Raw genomic sequence first — 21,974 nt, 5'->3', positions numbered from 1 at the left:
ATTATTCAGCGCTATCGCCTTTTTTCTTTTCTGCAGCTTCCATTTCATTTTTAAGGTTGCTAAGAACGCTTAGATCTCCAAGAGTAGTTTTCTCCTGATTTTCTTTTACTTTCTTAACTGCTTTAACACCTTCTTCACGGTCAGCAGCTTTTGCTGATCCTTCTGCAACACGTGTTTGTTGAGAAACTTCTTCGTGAATACGTGAGTGAGAAACAACGATCTTACGTTGATCTTTACTGAATTCAATTACTTTGAAGTCAGCTTTCTCATCAGCTTTAAGCATTTTACCATCTTCTTTCACCATATGCTTGCTTGGAGCGAATGCTTCAACACCATATGATAAAGCAACAGATGCACCTTTTTCTCCCATCTTAAGAACGGTACCTTCATGAACTGAATCAACTGTAAAGATTGATTCGAATACATCCCAAGGATTTTCTTCAAGTTGTTTGTGACCTAAACTCAAACGACGATTTTCAGGATCAACTTCAAGAACTACAACATCCATCTTCTCTCCTACTTTCGTGAATTCAGAAGGGTGTTTAATTTTCTTGCTCCATGATAAATCAGAGATATGTACAAGACCATCGATTCCTTCTTCCAGCTCAACGAATACTCCAAAGTTCTGGAAGTTTTTCACTGTAGCTGTATGTTTAGAACCAACAGGATATTTAGTAGCAACATCGATCCAAGGATCTGCTTTCAATTGCTTAAGTCCAAGAGACATTTTACGCTCTTCACGATCAAGTGTCAAAACAACAGCTTCGATCTCATCACCTACTTTAAGGAATTCATGTGGTGAACGTAAGTGTTGTGACCATGACATTTCAGAAACGTGAATAAGTCCTTCAACTCCCGGAGCGATCTCAACGAATGCACCGTAATCAGCGATAACAACAACTTTACCTTTTACTTTATCACCAACGTTAAGGTCAGTGCTAAGCTGCGTCCAAGGATGCGGAGTAAGTTGTTTTAAACCAAGAGCGATACGTTTTTTCTCATCATCAAAGTCAAGGATAACGACATTGATCTTCTGATCAAGTTTAAGAACTTCTTCAGGATGAGTGATACGACCCCAAGAGATATCAGTAATGTGAAGTAAACCATCAACACCACCAAGATCCATGAACACACCATACGATGTGATATTTTTAACAGTACCTTCAAGAACCTGACCTTTTTCAAGTTTCTTCATGATCTCTGCTTTTTGTTGTTCTAATTCTTCTTCGATAAGAACCTTGTGAGAAACAACAACGTTTTTGAATTCATTGTTGATCTTAACAACTTTGAACTCCATTGTTTTTCCTACAAACTGATCGTAGTCACGGATAGGTTTAACATCGATCTGTGAACCCGGTAAGAATGCTTCGATACCGAATACATCCACGATAAGTCCACCTTTAGTACGACATTTAACAAATCCCTGAATGATCTCATCACCTTCAAGAGCAGCATTAACACGATCCCAAGATTTAAGAGCGCGGGCTTTCTTGTGTGAAAGGATCAACTGACCATTTTTGTCTTCCTGTGTTTCAACATAAACTTCCACTTTATCCCCAACTTTAATGTCAGGCATATGGCGGAATTCAGTTAATGCCACTAATCCGTCGGATTTGTAGCCAATGTTGATCAGAACATCTTTTGATGAAATAGATACAACTTTACCATCAACGATGTCGTGTTCTACAACGGCACTAAGAGTTTGGTCGTACTGTTGTTCCATTTTAGTACGCTCTTCCGCTGAATATTCCCCAGCACCTTTGTTGCTTGTGGAATCCCAGTTAAATGGCTCCGGATTATAGGCCGGTGCGGGATTAGTGATTTCTTCTGTAATCATTTAAATTTTAATGTTATAAGGGTTTGATTTCGGTTCTTTTTTATAGGGACGCAAATGTATCAAAAAGAATCAAACGAAAAAAGTCCGTAAGAGAATCTTTTTAACGGTATTAGCTTGAAATTATCAAATTAATCTGGATGAATTCTGGATTATTTGAAATGATCGAAAATGGTTAATTATCAGCACTATATGAACGAGTTATAGACTTTAAGGCAAAAGTTGAGGTAATGTAAAGTCATTTTATTTCCCGCAGATCTCGCAAATCTCGCAGATCTGCGGGATTTGCGGGATCTGCGGGAAATAATTTAAGCGTCAATCAGCCCTTAATTTCCGTCGCAACCATTTCAATCTTTTCTGCTACTTTCTCCATCAACCACATTGGTGTTGAAGTTGCACCACAGATTCCGACTTTATTTATGCCTTTGAGCCAGTTGAAGTCTAATTCTTCGTCAGATGAAATAAAATAGGTGTTTGGATTTTCGGATTTACAGACTTCATACAATGCTTTTCCATTAGAGCTTTTCTTTCCGCTTACAAACAAAATGACATCATGTTCATGTGAAAACTTTCGCAATTGCGGTTCTCTGTTGGAAACCTGGCGACAGATCGTATCATTAGAAACCATGTATTCTTCAGAAATCTCTTTCTGGACAGCCTTTTCAGATAACTCTTCAATAAGTTTCTTCATTTTTGAAAAGCCGGCACTACTCTTTGTTGTCTGTGAAAAAAGCGTAACAGGTTTAGAAAAATCGATCAGATGAATATCCTCCTCTGACCGGACAATAATTGCATTTCCGTTTGTTTGTCCGACAAGACCATTTACTTCCGCATGTCCGATTTCTCCATAAATAACGATCTGGCCATCATTTTCCAGAACATCATCGTAACTAACTCTTACGCGGTGCTGTAATTTGAGAACGACAGGGCATGATGCATCAATTAATTCGATATTATTTTCAAGTGCAGTCTGATAAGTTTCCGGTGGTTCGCCATGTGCACGGATCAAAACTTTACAATCATGCAGAGTTTTAAGATCATCATGATTGATCACTTTAAGACCTTTTTTTCCAAGGCGCTCCACCTCCATATTGTTGTGAACAATATCGCCCAGGCAATACAAAGAACCTGATTTTGCTAACTCTTCTTCAGCTTTTTGGATAGCATAAACAACTCCAAAACAAAAACCTGAGAATGCATCGATGGTGACTTTCATTATTGCAGCAAAGGTATGAAATTAAGTGAAAAGTGAAAAACGAAAAGTGATGCCCCCATTATAGGTCGTCGCCACTTTTCACTTTTCACTTTTCACTTTTCACTTAATTTCACTTATTACATATTTCGTTAACAAGCTTCATCGCAAACTCAAACTGTTCCTGTTCTGAAAGATCGGAGTTGTCGAGGATGATTGCATCTTCTGCTCTTCTCAAAGGACTTTCGGCTCTGTGAGTATCGGTGTGATCACGGTCTTCGATGTTTTTCAGGACTTCATCCATAGTGACCATAAATCCTTTCTGATTTAGTTCATCGAAGCGGCGTTTTGCACGGACTTCTTTTTTTGCTGTCATAAAAATTTTCAACTCAGCATCGGGAAAAACTTTTGTCCCTATATCGCGGCCATCCATTACAATAGCCTTTTGTTTACCATATCCTTGTTGTAAAGCCACCATTCGATGCCGGATCGTTGGAATTGCACTCACCGGGCTCACCCAATCCGATACTTTCATATCACGGATCTTTTTCTCAACATTGATCTCATTCAAATACACTTCAGACAATCCGTTTTCAGGATTGATATGAAAAGTAACATGAATATGATCGAGCATTGCTTCCAACTGGGCTTCACTCATCCCCTGCAGATCTTCCAGACTTAATCCATGTTGTTGCACAAACAAAGTCACAGCCCGATACATAGCTCCGGAATCAATATATCGATAACCCATCTTCTTAGCAATAGCTTTTGCCATCGTACTTTTTCCACAAGAAGAATAACCATCAATTGCGATAATAATTTTTCCCGCAATCGGTCCCGGCGAAAGGTTCATAGTTTTAGAAGAATGGAGAATTGTTGCCACTTGGCAAAGAAAGAAAAAAAATGCGACTTTTTCCGTGATTCAAAGTGTTTTAATCAAAAAGTGAGGGCAATTATTGGCAACCTTAACAAATCAAGTAGAGATTTTAAAATAGGTTAAAGGTCAGAGGGACTGCTATCTGATATAAATATTTTCATTTGAAAGTAATTTCCAAAATTCAAACCGTTACTTTCAATTTTTCTTTTTTTGTTTGGCCAAAAAAAGAAACAAAAAAAGGCCACCACGCGCACCAAATCATTTGAAATCTTCGATTATTGGTTACATCCCTGATTCAACTTTTCAAATGATTTCGCGCAGCGCGTGGACTCCTCGCACAAGAACTGCTTTATCTTTGATTAAAGTAGATGTATGTCAACAGAAAGTGGGGGCTTGCTATAAATTTAATCTGCGAACAGTTGATTTAAGATATAATTTTCAACTTAAAAGAAAATTTTATCATTTCACAAATTCCGCAAGGTTTGTTGTGATCGAGAAATGATCGGCACCACCGGCAAGATGGTAACTTGCGCGGCCATAGCTGATGATGAATTTACTGATTTTCATACTCACTCCGAATGAAAATCCTGTAAGTCCGGGACGACTTGAAACTTGCAGTTCTTTTCTTCTCTGGAAATTATAGCCACCGTTTATATGGAAATTTTTTGTTATAAGAATTTCGGCACCAAAAATAAAGTGTCTGGAAAATTTATTCCAGAAGTCAATCGTTTTTATCTGTGCTTCACCTGTTACAGGATCAACATCACCAAGATCAAGAGGATCTTCGTATGACAGATCGAAAGTTTCAAGATGTCTGTATGTAAGACTGAAACGCAGAGGAGTATGAGAAAGTCTTTTGGAAATTCCAATCAATGCTTCTGCAGGCAAAGGTTCATTCGCGCCATCAACGTAATTTTTCAACTGGCTTCCGATATTTTTAAATTGAACGGTTGCAGTAATTTTCCTTGTTGTATCGCAAAAAGTTGCTGAAAGATCAGCAGCAATTCCAAAAGAATTAGCGATGTAGTAATCAGAGTATAGAAATTTTATCGCTCCACCATAACTGAAATATTTATTCAGCTCTTTACCATATCCAAAAGTCAATGCATAATCAGATGCTTTAAATGTTCCAATCACAGTTCCGAATTCATCGGTCTCGATAAACTGACCATATCCAGCATAATTCATAGAAGCAAGAAAGGTTCCGATTTTATCGTAATGCTTAGCAAAGGCTACATTTCCGAATTTAATTCCATCGGCATAAGAAACTCCACCAAACGTAAGCGCTTTGTTCATTTCTGAATTTAGCAAAGAAGCTGCCTGCATTCCGGTATTTATGTCATCATCCTTTACAGTAATGTATGTGCCTCCAAAAGAAGCAACACGTGCCGAAGCCGGAATATTCAGATATTGATAAACATAGTTACCGCCTATTACGCCACCGGATTGAGAAAAACATAAGTGATTGGCAGCCAAAACGAGAACTGCGGTTAGTAGTTTTGTAAATTTCATATACATGCAAAGAAAGGAATATTTGTGGTAACGGGAAAACGTATCTTTTATTTTAAATTGGGGGTAAATACAACACACTTTTTTTATTCTAGACCCTTTTTGTTTAATGTTTAAAGTCTAATCTCAGCGATTCCCCGGCATTAAACATTAAACAATCCTATGGGATCTTTTCTTAACAAATTCCTTACCTTCGCATGTTCAAATTTCAGATCAAAAAATATGCAGGAAGAAACAGAGGTGTTGGAGATTTATGGAGCGCGTGTACACAATTTAAAAAATATAGATCTTACTTTTCCAAGAAACCAACTTGTTGTAATTACAGGTTTGAGTGGAAGTGGAAAATCTTCGCTGGCTTTTGATACAATTTATGCAGAAGGTCAGCGGAGATACCTGGAAAGTTTTTCTGCTTATGCGCGACAATTTCTTGGAAACATGGAACGGCCTGAAGTAGATAAGATCAACGGCTTAAGTCCGGTCATTTCGATTGAACAAAAAACAACAAATTTAAATCCGCGGTCGACAGTAGGAACAATAACTGAGATCTACGATTTCATGCGACTACTTTTTGCGCGGGCATCGGATGCTTATTCTTATGTTACCGGTGAAAAGATGATCAAGTTGAGTGATGAACAGATCATTGAATTGATCATTCAGAAGTTCAACGGAAAAAAAATAATGTTACTTGCACCTTTAGTGAAAGCAAGAAAAGGTCATTACCGTGAATTGTTTGAGCAACTCTCGCAACAAGGATATTTACGTGTCCGCAACGATGGCAATCTGGTTGAGTTAAAAAAAGGATTACAACTTGACAGATATAAAACTCATGATATAGAATTACTGATCGACCGTTTGGAAGTTGGTCCCGGAATTCAGCAACGATTAAATGAATCACTGACACTTGCCATGAAACTAGGCAAAGGCTCGATCATGATCATTGAGAATGGAAAAGATAAAGAAAATTATTACAGTCGTCATCTGATGTGCCCTACTTCGGGAATTTCATATGATGAACCACAACCGAATACATTTTCTTTCAACTCGCCTTATGGTGCGTGCAAGCGTTGTAATGGTCTTGGCACAATTACAGAAGTTGATATTAAAAGTATCATTCCTGATTTTAAAAAAACTATTAAGGCAGGAGGAATAATTCCTTTAGGTCCTCAGAAAGATAACTGGATCTTCAAACAACTTATAGCATTAGGAAGAAAATATCAGTTCAATATGTCAACTCCTCTGGATGAAATTTCGGAGGAATCGCTGAACATAATTTTATATGGAAGTGATGATGTACTGAATGTTGCATCCGATCAATCCGGAAGTGCATATCATCAGCCATCGACTTACGAAGGCATCGTTAACTTCATTGTTAATCAGGAAAATGAATCTGCTTCACCTTCCATGAAAAGATGGATCCAGGGTTTCATGCAACATGTTAGTTGTCCTGAATGCAAAGGCGACCGTTTAAAAAAAGAAGCTCTTTATTTTAAGATCAACAATAAGAATATTTCAGAATTAGCGAATACTGATATTCAGATTCTGAGTGATTGGTTTTCGAAACTGGAAGACAAACTTTCTGTCAAGCAAAAAAAGATCGGTACAGAAGTGATCAAAGAAATCAAAAAGCGGATTAAGTTTTTGCTGGATGTCGGACTTGATTATCTCACGCTAAACAGAAGTTCAAAAACACTGAGTGGCGGCGAAACACAGCGGATCCGTTTAGCTACTCAGATCGGTTCACAACTGGTTGGAGTACTCTATATTCTTGATGAACCAAGCATTGGTTTACATCAGCGGGATAATGTAAGGCTTATAAAATCCTTACAGGAATTACGCGATGCAGGGAATACTGTTATAGTAGTAGAACATGATAAAGAAACAATTCTTGCTGCTGATTATGTGATCGATCTTGGTCCGGGAGCCGGTGTACATGGCGGTCAGATTGTTGCACAAGGCACACCGGAAGAGATCATGAAGCAACCGGGACTTACAACAGATTATCTTAGTGAGCGAAAATCAATTTTTGCACCTCTGAAATACAGAGAAGGAAATGGCAAGTACATTGAATTAAAAGATGCTACAGGACATAACCTTAAAAACGTAAGTATAAAAATTCCATTAAGAAAACTGATATGTGTAACGGGTGTTTCCGGAAGTGGAAAATCTTCTTTGATCAATGAAACCCTCTACCCTATTTTGAATCAGCATTTTTATAATTCTGTTCAGAAGCCATTACCGTATAAAACAATTAAAGGATTACAACACGTCGACAAAGTGATTGAGATAGATCAGTCACCAATTGGAAGAACGCCCCGTTCAAATCCTGCAACTTATACTGGAGTATTTACAGACATCAGAAATTTATTTGCTCAACTTCCCGAAGCAGCGATCAGAGGGTATCAGCCCGGTCGTTTTTCTTTCAATGTAAAAGGCGGTCGATGCGAAACTTGTCAGGGCGGCGGAATGCGTGTTATAGAAATGAATTTTCTTCCTGATGTGTATGTAGAATGTGAAACATGTCGTGGTAAAAGATACAACCGTGAGACGCTCGAAATAAGATACAGAGGAAAATCGATCAGCGACATTCTGGACATGAGTATTGAAGAAGCAGTAAATTTCTTTACGAACATGCCGCATATTTTACAGAAAATTAAAACGCTTGCAGAAGTTGGATTAGGCTACGTTACACTTGGACAGCAGAGCACAACCTTAAGTGGTGGTGAAGCACAACGTGTAAAACTGGCATCAGAATTATCGAAGCGGGATACCGGCAATACGTTTTATATTTTAGATGAACCTACAACAGGATTGCATTTTGAAGATGTAAGTATTTTACTTGATGTCCTTAATCGATTAGTAGACAAAGGAAATACTGTTATGGTCATAGAACATAACATGGATATGATAAAAGCATCAGATTACATTTTTGATCTTGGTCCGGAAGGTGGCGTTCGTGGTGGTACAATTATTTGTGAAGGAACTCCAAGAGAGATCATTAAAAATAAAGACAGCATTACAGCAGAATTTCTCAAAACAGAACTTTCTATTACACAAAAAACAGGCAACCTTAGGAAGAAGGCTGCGTTAAACTAGGGCTTATCCGATGTTGGGGTGTAGTCTGCAGACTACACCTCAACATCGTGACCCTTGACCTTTGACCCTTGACCTATTTACAGATTATAAATAGGTCAAGGGTCAAAGGTCAAAGGTGATTGCCGATTAAAAAACATAAAAACACCTCAATGAATTACGATGAATTAAAAATCCGACGTGCGTTTTCGGATAAAGACTGGCAGGAAATTAAAGCTCACGATACATGGCAGATCTTCAAGATCATGTCTGAATTTGTAGATGGTTTTGAAAAGCTTAGTAAGATCGGACCTTGTGTTTCTATATTCGGTTCAGCGAGAACAAGTCCGGATCATCACTTCTATCATCTCGCGGAAGAAATTGCTTTCAAGTTGACAAAAGAAGGCTACGGTATCATCACCGGAGGTGGACCCGGAATTATGGAAGCCGCAAATAAGGGAGCGAAAACGGCCGGTGGGAAATCGGTTGGATTAAACATAGAATTACCTTTTGAGCAAAGTTCAAATCCTTATATCGATCCTGATAAGTTGATCACTTTCGACTATTTTTTCGTGCGTAAATTGATGTTCATTAAGTATGCTCAAGGCTTTGTTGTTTTGCCCGGAGGATTTGGAACAATGGATGAATTGTTTGAGGCATTGACGTTGATTCAGACTAAAAAGATTGGAAAATTTCCGATCGTTCTGGCCGGAAAAGAATATTGGGCCGGACTTTTCGACTGGATCAAGACAGTTTTGGTTGCTGAAAAAATGATCAATCCTGCCGACCTCGACCTCGTCTTCCTTGCTGATGACGCGGACCACGCGGTAAAACACATCAATGATTTTTACAGCAGATACTTACTGAAACCGAACTTCTGATAAGCGAGTGGTTATCAACATTTGACATTGGATAACTGCATCATTTTCATTCGGAGAAGTTTCATTTGTTAAGCTAATTTGAGGCCTGAATAATATTCAAGCCCAATGATTAAAATCGTACTCCTGTTTGCCTCGGCATTATCGATCTTTATTGCATCGATCTTCGTTACTCCTGAATCAAGTATTTTTGTTGAACAGTCTTTTCCCACAGAAGTAAAACCGGGAACTGAATTTACCGTTACCCTCACAGTTCATAAGGGAAAACAAACCGGCTTCGCCCGTTTGCAACAATTTCTTCCGAAAGGATTTACTGCAGAGGCAATTGACACTAAGAAGGCACAATTCATCAATGACGAAGAGAGTGCAAAATTTATCTGGATCTCCCTCCCTGCTGATGAAGTATTTTCTGTTTCATACAAAGTAAAAGTTTCGGACAACATTGATGGCAAACAAGTTGTGAATGGACTTTTCTATTATATCCAGGATGAAAAAACTCAGAAGCTTGCATTAGACCCGATTGAAATTACTGTAAGCAATTCAGCAATTGAGGCTCAAAACAGACCAAACGTAGAAAGGAAATTAATCAGTGTTAATCCTGACAAAGGGGAATACAGAGTTGAGTTGACCATTCATCCTAATCAGGAAACAAGCGGTGCTCAGTTTATTGATGATATTCCGGTCAATTTTAATGCATCTGCTATTGAAACATTTGGTTCGACTTTCACTTTTGAAGGACAGAAAGCAGTGTTTTCCTGGACAACCTTTCCAACTGAATCGTCGTTTACCATTTCTTATCTGGTACATTCATCTTCATCCAAAACTGCTCCGGAGATAAATGGAATGCTTGTATATGGTACAGATGAAAACAAATCTGAATCAGAAAGAAGTGCAGAAGTAATTGCTGATGACGCAACTCCCGATTCAATTATTGATGCATTGATCAGCAGTGAAAATGAAAGACAACTTATGGCTGCTAAAGCATTAGAAAGTAATAATACAACGGCAAGTGCAACAACTGCAAATGTTGACCTGAATCTGCCGGCGCCACAAACAGGAATCTTTTACAAAGTCCAGATCTGTGCAACGAGAAAGAGTCCGGCGCGAAATGGTCAGTTCTTCGAAAAGAAATACAAGGTTACAGACAATGTCGAATTGACAAATCATGAAGGCTGGAAGAAATATATTATCGGAAGTTTTTCTTCTTATGAAGAGGCAAAAGCATTCGGCATAAAGACAAAGGAACTGGTAAAAGATGCATTCATCGTTGCATATGATAATGGTGAAAGAATACCGGTCAATCAGGCTCAGGCAAATAAAAAAATCAATCAATAGAATCAGAGATTACTAATAACCACACAATGCGAATACTCCTCACCTGCTCTTTAGCATTAACTTTTTTCATTACAAATAATTCTTCTGCACAAGAAGCACCAAAAAAAAGTTCCTTTAAATTACCTGTGCTCAGCATTTCTCAGGGCGTAATGAATTTCAATGGAGACATTGGTTATAACAGACTCAATCAACCATTGACAGCAAATTCAGGTCTGGAATTCAGCATCCAGAATCATACTGATGGTCCATTATCGTTTGGACTGTTTTTCCTCTCAGGAAGAATGACAGGAGAAGAAAACACTGTCGACAAACATTCTAATTTCAGAGCTTCAGTTTTTTCACAAAGTTTGCGTGTCCGATACGAACTGGTCAGCAAGAAAAGAAGTGATCAGGTCTTGTTTCCCTATGTAACTGCCGGAGTTGAATACATTTCATTCCGATCTAAAACAGATTTGTTTGATGCGAATGGTAATTTCTATTATTACTGGAATGATGGTTCAGTAAGAAACGCTCCTGAATCCGGAAATAATTCAGGTTCACCTGCTACACGCAGAGATTATTCATACGAAACAAGTCTTCGTGATGCAAATATCGATGGCTTTGGAAAGTATAAAGAATCAGCAATTGGTTTTCCGGTTGGTGCCGGGGTTCGGTTTAAGATAGGAAACAAATGTTCACTTGACTTCAGTTCAATTCTTCACACAACGAATACAGATTATATCGATGGGATTACTCCTGAAGGAATTGAAGGACGTCAGGGCAACGATAAAAAAGATAAATTCTTCTTTACATCTATTGCATTCAGATTTGATTTTGGTGCTGAAAGAGACAGAAAGAACAGCCGTTACAACTATGTTCCTGATGTACGTGGAGTCAACTTCGAAGAGCTGACAAGTGACGATGCCGATGGAGATGGAATTCCGGATGTGCGTGATGATTCCTCTGCAACTCCGGCTTCTAATCAAGTCGACGTGAATGGAAAACCATTGGATAAAGATGATGATGGAATTCCTGACTACCGCGATCTTGAATTGAACAGTGCTGCATACGCAGTTGTCAATGAAGAAGGCGTAACCATTACAGAAGAAATGATCGAAGAAGCTTTCAGAAAGGATTCCCTTGGCAGCATTACCTGCCGTGATCGAATACCTGAGAGCATTCGACAAACTTGCAGAACGTAAACCGGATGTTGAACAAAAATGGTCGTCTGACAGAGCTGCTGCAAATCCTGAAGAACACACAGTGATCCCTGGAATTTATCGCCGATTAGATGTTGATCTAAACGGATACATTACACCAAAAGAGATCTCCGCTGCTATTGATGAATATATGTCACAAAAATCGCCGTATAGTGTACAGCAGTTTTTTGATTTGATTGATTTCTTTTTTGTGCAGAAGTAGTTTGTAGTAATTGGTGAGTGGTAAGTAGCACCAGTTACTAGTATGTTAGAAATTTCTTTTTATGGTGAGTGTTCAATGATGAGTGGCAATTCGCACTAGTTTCAAATTGTGAATCCAATCAATACAGATGCTAAAAGAAAGTATTGACATTTAGGTACCTATTGCTCCTTACCACTCACCAATTGCTACTTACCAAAAAAACGCAAGAAACTATCTGATTTTCCCTAATTCCTGCTTAAAAACGTAAGGTTTCTAAACTTTTGTCCTCAACGTAAAACAGCCATCAGAGTAAAATATTATGCTTACAAAACATGGGCATAAACATATTTACAAATGGCAGATAGAAAATTTCAGATACTTGTTGTCGAGGACGACGAGTTGGATCGGTTGATCATTAAGAAGGCATTAAAAAGTGCAAGCATTAATCACGATTTATATTTTGCAGAAGACCATGAAAGTGGAAAAGCTGCGACACAAAATCAGGAGTACGATTGTATTTTCCTTGACTACAATTTACCGGGCGGAACAGGTATTGACCTTTTAAAAGAAATCCGTAAAGCAGGTAATCAATCCCCTATCATTATCGTTACCAGTCAGGGTGATGAGAAAATTGCCGTTGAAGCAATGAAGACCGGAGCGAACGATTACATTCCGAAAGATCTTCTGACAGGCGACGGAATTGCACAAAGTGTGCGATACATGGTTAACTTAAAAGAACAGGCATCTCGTCAGCGTGAACTTGAATTACAATTAAGCACAACTCAAAACCAGTTAAAGGCTGTTGTTGCCAATGCTCCTATTATATTATTTGCTTTAAATAAAAACAGTGAGTTCACACTTTTTGAAGGAAAAGGTCTGGAGGAATTAAAAATTGATAAAGAAAAATTTATCAATCAACCCTTAGCGAATTTTTCAAAAGATATTCCGATTCAGCTTGAGTATTTTCATAAGGCATTGGAAGGACAAGAAGTAAAGATCGTTGCGGAGTGGGAAAATAAATACTTCGAGATCTTTTATACTTCTATCAGAGATAATGAAAATACAATCATCGGAGTTATAGGTATTGCAGCGGATGTTACGGCTCACAAAAAGATTCTGGAGCAGCTGGAAAATGCCAAACAATTAGCAGAAGAAACAGCAAAGATCAAAGAAAATTTTCTTGCCAATATGAGTCATGAGATCCGTACACCTATGAACGATATCATTGAACTTACCCGCATTTTGCTGAATACAAATCTTAATGAAGAACAATCAGGTTACCTGAGTTCAATTAAAATGTGTTCAGACAATCTTATGGTGATCATCGACGACATTCTTGATTTTTCAAAGATAGAAACCGGTAAAATGACATTCGAAGAAGTACCGTTCAATATTAATCAATCAGTGAAGCATGCCATAGAATTATTTCAGGCCAAGGCCGATGAAAAAGGAATTCAACTAGTATCAGAAGTAGATCCTAAACTTCCGGCTACTATCAGTGGCGACCCTACCCGACTTTCACAGATCATAAATAATCTGATCAGCAATGCGATCAAGTTCACTGAAAAGGGTGAAGTGAGGATCATTGCCAGAGTCGGTCAGAAAGTGAATAACAAAGTCACTGTCCAATTTGAAATAAAAGATTCCGGAATTGGAATTCCTGAAAAAAGCATAGCCACTATTTTTGATAGTTTTACTCAGGCTAGTTCAGATACGACCAGAAAATTTGGTGGAACAGGTTTAGGGCTGACGATCGTAAAAAAACTCATTGAGCTTCAGGAAGGGGAGATTTCGGTCAAGAGTAAATCAGGAATAGGCACAACTTTTTCATTTCATATCGTCTATCCGATAATTGAATCCATTAAAAAAGTAGAAATTCAAAAAGACAGTGAGTATAGTATCTCTCACCTCAGAATTTTAATTGCAGAGGATAATAAGATTAATCAATTGATAGTGAGGAAGATATTCTCTGACTGGCAAACAACGATCGATTTTGCCGATAATGGGGAAGAAGCGATCAGGTTTGCGAAAAATGAGCGTTATGACTTGATTCTGATGGACATACAAATGCCCATTATGGATGGATTAACTGCTTCAAAAACCATCAGGACAACGTTACCGGAGCCATTTTGCTCGGTACCAATAATGGCAATGACAGCACATGCAACGGCATCAGAAAAGCAGAAATGCAAAGATCACGGAATGAATGATCATATCAACAAACCATTCGATCCACTTGATTTAAAGAAAAAGATAATTGCGCTAACCCAAAGTCACAATCCTTCGTTGAAACAAGTTCAAAATACTCATTTTGAGCAAAAAACAGCGGAAGTGAAATTAAATAATCAATCAAATCAGGGAGGCCAGACGGGTGCTACAATCGGGCAATCAAAACCGGCTGTACCTCATAAAGAAGCGATCAATCACTTCCTGAATGCACCAAAAATAAATCTTAATTATCTCAAGCAAATTGCAGAAGGTAATGAAGCATTTGTAATTGAGATGATAGAAATGTTTCTGAATAAAACTCCGGAAGCAATAACTGAAATGTATGAACATTTCAAAAATAAAAACTGGGATGAGTTCAGAAAAGTTGCACACAGAATCAAACCTTCATTTGGCTACATGGGCATGTCAGAAATACAGAATGCACTTTCGAAAGTTGAGTTGATGAATGAGAAAGAATTGAAGGAACCTGCGGTTGATGAATTACTCATTGAAATCGAATCAAGAACCAGTCAGGCGTACGCTCAATTAAGATCAGAGTTAACCACTCTAAAATAGAGTGAAATAAACTAATTCTCAAGAGTGTATTTTCACCCAAATAGTAGGATAAAATACTATCTTGCAGCCGCTTTAAAACAAACACAAAATAAATGAAGGTCTTAGTTTGCGAAGACGATGAAATGGTCCTTAAAATGGTAGAGTTCAAGCTTGAAAAAGAGGGCTATGAAGTTATACTTGCAAAAGACGGTAAGGAAGCGATTGATAAGATCGACAAATTAAGACCAGACATTATTATTACCGATATCATGATGCCCTATTTAACCGGGCTCGAGATCGTGCATCAAGTAAGAAAACAATTGAATATAAAAGTTCCTATCATTATTGTTTCATCAATTGGTTTGGAAAAAACCGTATTGGAAGCATTTCAATTAGGAGCAGACGATTTCATTACAAAGCCTTTTAGCCCTAACGAACTTTCTGTCAGGGTAAAACGGCTTTTGATGAAATCGTATTGATTTAACGAATAAGAAATTCAAAAGTGATGGCCGGTTTTTTTGTTTCAGTAAGATCAAAAACAATTTCCCCCATCAAAAAAGAAAATGCAACCGAGAGTCAACTATTTTTTGATTTTTTTAATTTTTACCCTGTCCGGATTAAGCCTTAGAAGCTCAGCCCAGACAAAGGCATCAGACACCTTGGTTATTGTTACTGATACAACAGATCTGGATGCACTCTTCAAGAAAGCCCGCGAATTAAGTTTCAATGATAATTATTCACAGGCACGAAGAATTTGTCAGAAGATTCTCGAAAAAAAACCAAATTATTATGATGTACGTACGTTTTTAGCCAGGACTTATACATGGCAGAAAAACTACGATATGGCGCGAACAGAATTAAGCCGTGTGTTGATCGAGAGAGAAAATGATCAGGAAGCACTGAGTGCACTTTTTGATGTTGAATTCTGGAGTGAAAACTACCAAGTAGCAAACGATTACCTGAAAATTGCTTTGAGTTACTATCCCAATTCAGAAGAATTACTTCTGAAAAAGGCTAAACTTCAGATGAAACTCGAGGATAAAGGAAATGCCGCTTTGACCTTACGAAGGATCCTCGATTTTAATCCCGGAAATAAAGAAGCATTGCAATTGATGAATAGTCTTGGAAGAAAACGATTGAATAGTAATTTTCAGACCAGCTATTCAGTCGACGAATTTTCATTTGGGAAAAAACCTCAGGAATTTCTTTCAGCGCAAGTTGGAAGGAACTTTACATTTGGATCTCTTACTATGAGGATCAATACAGCGAATAAATTCGGTAAGCGGGGATTTCAATATGAAGTCGAAAGTTATGCTCATTTTACAAAAAATATCTACGCAAATCTTTTTGTAGGGTATGCATATGATGCAATCTTTCCAAAAGAAAAGTATGGCGCTGAATTATACTTTAAACTTCCTGCAGGTTTTGAATATTCTGCCGGAATAAGATATCAGACATTCACAGAAAGCTCTTCTTTCTACACAACAAGTCTGGGAAATTATTACAAAGATTATTGGTTTAATTTCAGGGCATACATCAATCCTAAAACTGATTCAACTTTTCAGTCTACTTCACTAAAAAACACATCACTTACCATGATCGTTGCTGCAAGAAAATACTTCGGCGATGGCGACAATTATCTTGGTATAAAACTAAGCAGAGGTAAATCACCGGATGAATCGGCCAGACTTGAACAAGGTATTCAAACCCGCTCCTACTCTGCCGGAATTGAAGCACAGAAAAGTGCTTTTGGAAGATGGGTGATTAAAGTAGATGCCTCATATTCCAGAGAACCGCTTCGTACCAGTGGACTTAGTGGAGATGCTTCAGATGCATTTACAATTTACACAAGAAGAGTTTCAACAGGCATAACGCTTAAAACAGTATTCTGATCCACACAAAAAATGCTTAGAAAATATATACTATTCACACTTCTGGTAACTTTCATCACTCAGGCAGATCTTTTTGCTCAAACGAAGGATGCAGTTAAAAAAGTATCGAAGAAAGATTACGGAAAGAGTTTTTTCGAAAAAGATTCTATCCATGTGATTCGTATCAATTTCACTCAATGTAGTTTCTGGGATTCACTTACCTTGAATAAAAAATGATGGATTCGCTGGAGTTGAATAACTATTTACAGGCGAATGTGATCATCGACCCTAAAAAATTCTACTCTACCGGAGTCCGGTTCAAAGGAGAATCTTCTTATGAATTTTATCCGGGAAAGAAAAAACCATTCCGCATAAAATTCAACAAGTTCATCAAAGGACAGGATTTTCACGGCATCGAAGAGTTGAACCTCACAAACAACTTCAAGGATCCGTCGATGATGCGCGAAAAGATCTATCTCGACATGATGAACAGTGAAGGTTTACCGGCGCCACGTGCAACTTATGCTAAAGTTTACCTGAATGATAAGTACTGGGGATTGTATCTGGTGAACGAAAGTATCGATAAGGTATTTCTGGAAACACGTTTTAAAAGTTCAGCAGGAAATTTATTTCAGGGCGAACCTCAGGCTAATTTCGTTTACATTGGAAATGAACCAATGAAATACTGGAACCGGTATGTATTAAAAAACAACACAAAGAAAAACGACTGGACCGATCTTGTCAAATTTATCCGGGTAATCAACGATACAATTTCTACTCCTGAGGAGTATACAAAAAAACTAGAATCTGCTTTTAATCTCGACAAATGTCTGAGAGCCTGGGCAATCAATAATATTATCGGTAACATCGACGCCTATAATATGTTTTATCCTCACAACTTCTTTATCTATCATGATACAGTAACTACTAAATGGCAATGGATCTCATTGGACGGGAATTATAGTTTTGCTGCCTGGAATCCTGTGATGCCCTTGCATCAACTTGAAAACCTGGACATATTGGTACCTGATTCTGTACCTTACAAGCAAGCCCGGCCACTGTTGGAAAAAACATTGGGCGAAAATAAAATCATTCAGAGACGATACCTTTCAATTATGAATGAACTGCTTCGTAAACATTTCAGCGAAGAAATAATTAATCAAAAAATTGATAGTTTGAGTCTGCGGATCAGAGTCTCAGTATATGCTGATGTAAATAAAATGTACTCCAATACAGATTTCGATACCAACGTTAACACAACCGTCGGCGATCCTCTTGATCCGGGTAATTTTATTCCGGGACTGAAATCCTTTATCAATGCACGAAGAAACTCTGTAGAAAAGCAGATAGAAGAACTTAATAAACAATTATCAAACTAATAATTTGAATCTCATTTCGTCCATACTTCTACAAATTAATTTTTCTGATCTGCAGTACTCTGTAGATGAGGTAGGGCGATCTATTTATAGCTTTCCTGTACACATCAGAATTCTTATTGGAGTAACTATTCTTTTCATGATCATCATCCTTATACTACTTGGAGTGATAATGGGAAGCAGAATTTACAAGACCAAAAGGTTGAATAAAAAGACTGAACTTTTAAAAAAGTATCAGCCAGTGTTCCGTCAGTTATTATTTGATGAAGGGCTGGATGAGAAAAAAGTTTTATCAATGGTCGACAAGATCGATCTCCAAATTCATTTCAACCGCTCTACCCTGCTTGATGAAATAATCCATTTACATGAAAATTTCACAGGTGAGACAGCAGAACGACTAGAAGAAATTTACAAATATCTTGGCTTCGAAAGGGATTCAATAATAAAATTGAAGAGCAAACGCTGGTACATTATTGCAAAAGGAATGAAAGAACTGGCGATCATGAATGTGAAGTCAGGATACAATGAGATCAGCGGATTCTTAAACAGTAAGAATGAAATTCTGAGAATGGAAACGCGTATTGCGCTGATGAAACTCAGCGATACTGATCCACTTGCTTTCCTTGCAAAAGAAACAGAACATTTATCGGATTGGGATTCGGCAAACATTTATAATATGCTGACCAAAATGCCTGAACACATGATTCCGGATTTCAGTCATTGGTTGAATTCTAAAAACAAAGACGTTGTTGTTTTTTGCATACAGATGATCGGAAGATTCAGACAAAGAGAATCCATTAAAACATTATTAGTTCTATTAAAGAGTCCGGATGTTCGTTTAAAGCTTGCAGTTATCCGGGCATTAAGAGAATTAAGTGCAACAGACGGAGAAGAATCTCTTCTGGAAATTTATCCGCTGGAAAATCTTGTTCTGAAAACAGAGATCTTAAAAACACTTGAAATAATCGGAAGTTCAAAATCTGTTCCTGTTCTGGAAAAGATCATTCGTCAGCCGATCGAAGATTATCCCGTATCGATTCAGGCGGTTCGCTCCCTGTTATCAATACATACTAACGGTGAACAGTTGATTGAATCAATTTTCAATCAATCAGGACCACAACTACAATTAATGATTCGTCACGCACGTGACAGGAGGCTATAAACTATGGGTTTGTTTTTCTATTATTTTACAAAGTTCGCAGATCATTTTATTTTGGTCTACAGCTGTATTTTATTTGGCACCTACTTCCTTTTGTCGACTGTATCTGCATTTGACATCATCAATTACATGCGTCGGAACAGTTTCATAGATTATCGGGACATTCTTGCTGCTCCTTCTGCCCCATCCATTTCTATAATTGCTCCGGCTTATAATGAGTCCAAGACCATTGTAGAAAATGTGCGGTCGCTTCTGAATATTCACTACGTAAATTTCGAAGTGATCATTGTCAATGACGGATCCAAGGACAATACCCTTGAATTAATGATTGAAGCATATAATCTGGAAGCGGTACCATATGCATTTGAAGAAAAGATCGGATCAAAGCCTATCCGGGCAGTATATAAATCCACTATTCCATCATTAAGTAAATTGACAGTTGTCGATAAGGTCAATGGTGGTAAAGCCGATGCATTGAACTCAGGGATCAATATTTCACGGTACGGTATCTTTGCAGCAATTGATGTGGATTGTATCCTTGAATATGAATCGTTGCTAAAAATGGTTAAGCCATTTATGGAGCAAACAGAAACTGACAGAGTCATAGCAGTTGGTGGCGTTGTTCGAATTGCCAATTCATGTGAAGTAAACGAAGGTAAGATCACGAAAGTAAATTTACCGACTGAAATAATTCCCCGTATACAAGTTTTAGAATATATCCGTGCATTCTTATTAGGGCGTATGGCCTGGAGCAGATTAAATGGACTGATCCTTATCTCAGGTGCCTTTGGAATGTTTGATAAAAAGATTGCAATTGATGCCGGTGGCTACAACCATAATACGGTTGGCGAAGACATGGAATTGGTTATCCGTATGCGAAGGTATATGGAAGAAAGGAAGAAAGAAAAATACCGGGTAGTCTATCTGCCTGATCCACTTTGCTGGACAGAAGCACCGAGTAGTTTTAAGATCTTAAGTAAACAAAGAAATCGTTGGACAAGAGGTACGGCAGAGACGCTTTGGATACACAAAAAACTGATCTTTAATCCGAAGTATAAATTTCTGGGAATGGTAAGTATGCCATTCTGGTTATTATTCGAGTACATGGCACCTATCGTAGAAACGACAGCATTTCTCTATCTTATTATGATGGCCTTTTTAGGAATTTTAAACGTTGAATTGTTTGTTGTACTATTCGTACTTATCTATGCTTTTGCGATCATGTACTCCACTGCTGCTATCTTATTTGAAGAATTAAGTTTCCATCAGTACAAAAAGAAGCGCGACATTTTGCGTTTACTTGGTACAGCTCTGATCGAGCCATTATTTATTCACCCACTGACCGTTTACTACGCCATCAGAGGGAATCTCGATCTAATGACAGGAGTTAAAAACTGGGGTGAGATGAAACGCCGTGGCTTTACCAGAGCTAAGAAATAATTAATTATTAATTTTTATCGAATCATATAGAGGTGTAGCTTTTCTTCAGGATCTTCTTCATCATCGGTAAATAAAATTCCCAGAAGAATCTGTTTCTGTCTGTAACATCTACTGCATTGTACATCAAAAATTTCAGAGTAGTAATGCCGGTCAATTTTGCGAATCGGAATTTAGTGGGATTGTCAGCAAAGTCACCACAGAAGTAATAAAACTGAAAATCTTTATTTCTGTGAATGATAGCAGGGAAAATTTTCGGGATACCATTTGCGGAAAGCAATGCTTCTCCGGCAGGATTTGTTCCTAAAACGTATTTGGAAATAATATTATTGGTGTCATTTTTATTTACCATGATATCTATCCAATAAGGATAGATCATGACTGCAGGAACATCAAAAGCTTCCTGATTTACTTTATCGGTGTAGATTTTAGGAATTGCATCATTAAGTTCTTTTCCCGTTTCAAGAACAAGAACTCTTCCTGTTTCATGTATGAATAGCATTCCATCTTTTTTAAAATTCCAGATGCCGTTGTGTTCCTTTTTATAGGCCCTGACGATCCATTTAGGAAGGTCCGGATTGTTCACTGTGTCAAGAGATGCGATGTGACGCGCCATCCAGCCTGTCCACTCGATTCCCCATAATTTTTCAAACTGATGTCGCATATCAACCGGGGTCGGATATCCGATAGTATTGAATTCTGCGATCACCGGTTTATTCTTGCTCTTCATTTTTTTCATGAGGAGCAGATCTTTCTCGGTTAATCCGCCATAGATACTTTCAGAATTGTCATTAATATCTCTGTGAGAATACCACTCATTTCCCAGGACGCCATAGGTGTCGGCGAAATAAGCAAGATTGTAAACCTTAGATAAGCTATCTACTTCCGGCTCATCGAGTTTTTCAAAGTCATTGATCTGATACTTTTCGTCTTCTTTTGGGAAGAATCCGAAGTAATCATTATTGATATCGTAGAAAGAACCGTCAGGTTTGATGTATTTTTCATAGTCCAGAATCCAGTTTATTGACCGATGCTTAAAACTATTGGAGTTTAAAACCGTTTTATCGACAATAAGCAAATTAAGCTTGCGCTTTGGCGAAAATTCCCACCCTATCCTCATCCAGAGAGGAGTCGCAAGAAAAATCACGATAATGGTCAATATCAGCCTGCTTTTCATAGGGAAATAAAAGTGTAAGATTAAGGCAGTAAATGTACCGTTTTAATAAGGCTTTAACGCAACAAAATGACCTTAGAAAGCATAAAAAGATTCACATAAAAGTGTTTAAAACAATGG

General features: G+C 37.9%; 17 protein-coding genes. 12 read left to right on the top strand and 5 right to left on the bottom strand.

The window, feature by feature from the left end; all coding sequences use genetic code 11:
* Position 1: 1 nt before the first annotated feature.
* The 4 genes from rpsA to porQ form a co-directional block, all read right to left on the bottom strand.
* Positions 2-1,837, bottom strand: a complete 1,836-nt coding sequence (gene rpsA / locus IPL24_08335; GenBank protein ID MBK8363686.1) for a 30S ribosomal protein S1 — start codon at positions 1,835-1,837, stop codon at positions 2-4.
* A 316-nt stretch (positions 1,838-2,153) separates the two neighbouring features.
* On the bottom strand, positions 2,154-3,050 hold the full coding sequence (locus IPL24_08330; GenBank protein MBK8363685.1) for a 4-hydroxy-3-methylbut-2-enyl diphosphate reductase: 897 nt from the start codon (positions 3,048-3,050) through the stop codon (positions 2,154-2,156).
* A 109-nt stretch (positions 3,051-3,159) separates the two neighbouring features.
* On the bottom strand, positions 3,160-3,879 hold the full coding sequence (locus IPL24_08325; protein MBK8363684.1) for a (d)CMP kinase: 720 nt from the start codon (positions 3,877-3,879) through the stop codon (positions 3,160-3,162).
* Between the two features lie 483 nt (positions 3,880-4,362).
* The gene (gene porQ / locus IPL24_08320) at positions 4,363-5,415 is read right to left on the bottom strand and encodes a type IX secretion system protein PorQ (protein MBK8363683.1); all 1,053 of its coding nucleotides are present in this window, start codon (positions 5,413-5,415) and stop codon (positions 4,363-4,365) included.
* Positions 5,416-5,634: 219 nt separating this feature from the next.
* On the opposite strand from porQ, the gene uvrA reads away from it, so the two are divergent.
* From uvrA to IPL24_08260, 12 genes are all read left to right on the top strand, one after another.
* Positions 5,635-8,505, top strand: coding sequence for an excinuclease ABC subunit UvrA (gene uvrA / locus IPL24_08315; GenBank protein MBK8363682.1), 2,871 nt, complete (start codon positions 5,635-5,637; stop codon positions 8,503-8,505).
* Positions 8,506-8,654: 149 nt separating this feature from the next.
* Positions 8,655-9,362, top strand: coding sequence for a TIGR00730 family Rossman fold protein (locus tag IPL24_08310; GenBank protein MBK8363681.1), 708 nt, complete (start codon positions 8,655-8,657; stop codon positions 9,360-9,362).
* A 105-nt stretch (positions 9,363-9,467) separates the two neighbouring features.
* Positions 9,468-10,694: a hypothetical protein gene (locus IPL24_08305; GenBank protein MBK8363680.1), complete on the top strand. Its 1,227-nt coding sequence runs from the start codon at positions 9,468-9,470 to the stop codon at positions 10,692-10,694.
* A 26-nt stretch (positions 10,695-10,720) separates the two neighbouring features.
* Positions 10,721-11,875 (top strand): hypothetical protein, encoded by a 1,155-nt coding sequence (locus tag IPL24_08300; GenBank protein MBK8363679.1) that lies wholly within the window; start codon positions 10,721-10,723, stop codon positions 11,873-11,875.
* On the top strand, positions 11,814-12,095 hold the full coding sequence (locus IPL24_08295; GenBank protein ID MBK8363678.1) for a hypothetical protein: 282 nt from the start codon (positions 11,814-11,816) through the stop codon (positions 12,093-12,095). Before IPL24_08300 ends, IPL24_08295 begins: the two co-directional genes overlap by 62 nt.
* A gap of 333 nt (positions 12,096-12,428) precedes the next feature.
* Complete coding sequence (locus tag IPL24_08290) at positions 12,429-14,858, top strand: response regulator (GenBank protein ID MBK8363677.1); 2,430 nt, start codon at positions 12,429-12,431, stop codon at positions 14,856-14,858.
* 92 nt (positions 14,859-14,950) lie between these two features.
* The gene (locus IPL24_08285; protein ID MBK8363676.1) at positions 14,951-15,316 is read left to right on the top strand and encodes a response regulator transcription factor; all 366 of its coding nucleotides are present in this window, start codon (positions 14,951-14,953) and stop codon (positions 15,314-15,316) included.
* A 180-nt stretch (positions 15,317-15,496) separates the two neighbouring features.
* On the top strand, positions 15,497-16,729 hold the full coding sequence (gene yaiO, locus IPL24_08280; GenBank protein ID MBK8363675.1) for a YaiO family outer membrane beta-barrel protein: 1,233 nt from the start codon (positions 15,497-15,499) through the stop codon (positions 16,727-16,729).
* Between the two features lie 12 nt (positions 16,730-16,741).
* A complete protein-coding gene (locus IPL24_08275; GenBank protein ID MBK8363674.1) occupies positions 16,742-16,945 on the top strand; it encodes a hypothetical protein in 204 nt (67 codons plus the stop codon).
* On the top strand, positions 16,942-18,087 hold the full coding sequence (locus IPL24_08270; GenBank protein ID MBK8363673.1) for a CotH kinase family protein: 1,146 nt from the start codon (positions 16,942-16,944) through the stop codon (positions 18,085-18,087). The genes IPL24_08275 and IPL24_08270 overlap by 4 nt, the downstream gene beginning before the upstream one ends.
* A gap of 4 nt (positions 18,088-18,091) precedes the next feature.
* Positions 18,092-19,246, top strand: a complete 1,155-nt coding sequence (locus IPL24_08265; GenBank protein ID MBK8363672.1) for a hypothetical protein — start codon at positions 18,092-18,094, stop codon at positions 19,244-19,246.
* Between the two features lie 3 nt (positions 19,247-19,249).
* On the top strand, positions 19,250-20,683 hold the full coding sequence (locus IPL24_08260; protein ID MBK8363671.1) for a glycosyltransferase family 2 protein: 1,434 nt from the start codon (positions 19,250-19,252) through the stop codon (positions 20,681-20,683).
* 22 nt (positions 20,684-20,705) lie between these two features.
* On the opposite strand, the gene IPL24_08255 is transcribed toward IPL24_08260, so the two are convergent.
* Positions 20,706-21,857, bottom strand: coding sequence for a hypothetical protein (locus IPL24_08255; protein ID MBK8363670.1), 1,152 nt, complete (start codon positions 21,855-21,857; stop codon positions 20,706-20,708).
* Positions 21,858-21,974 lie beyond the last annotated feature (117 nt).

It is taken from the genome of Bacteroidota bacterium (genome assembly GCA_016711505.1).
Lineage (GTDB): Bacteria > Bacteroidota > Bacteroidia > AKYH767-A > 2013-40CM-41-45 > JADKIH01.
The sequence above is the reverse complement of the archived record's forward strand: the minus strand, read 5'-3'. Positions and strand labels throughout refer to the sequence as shown.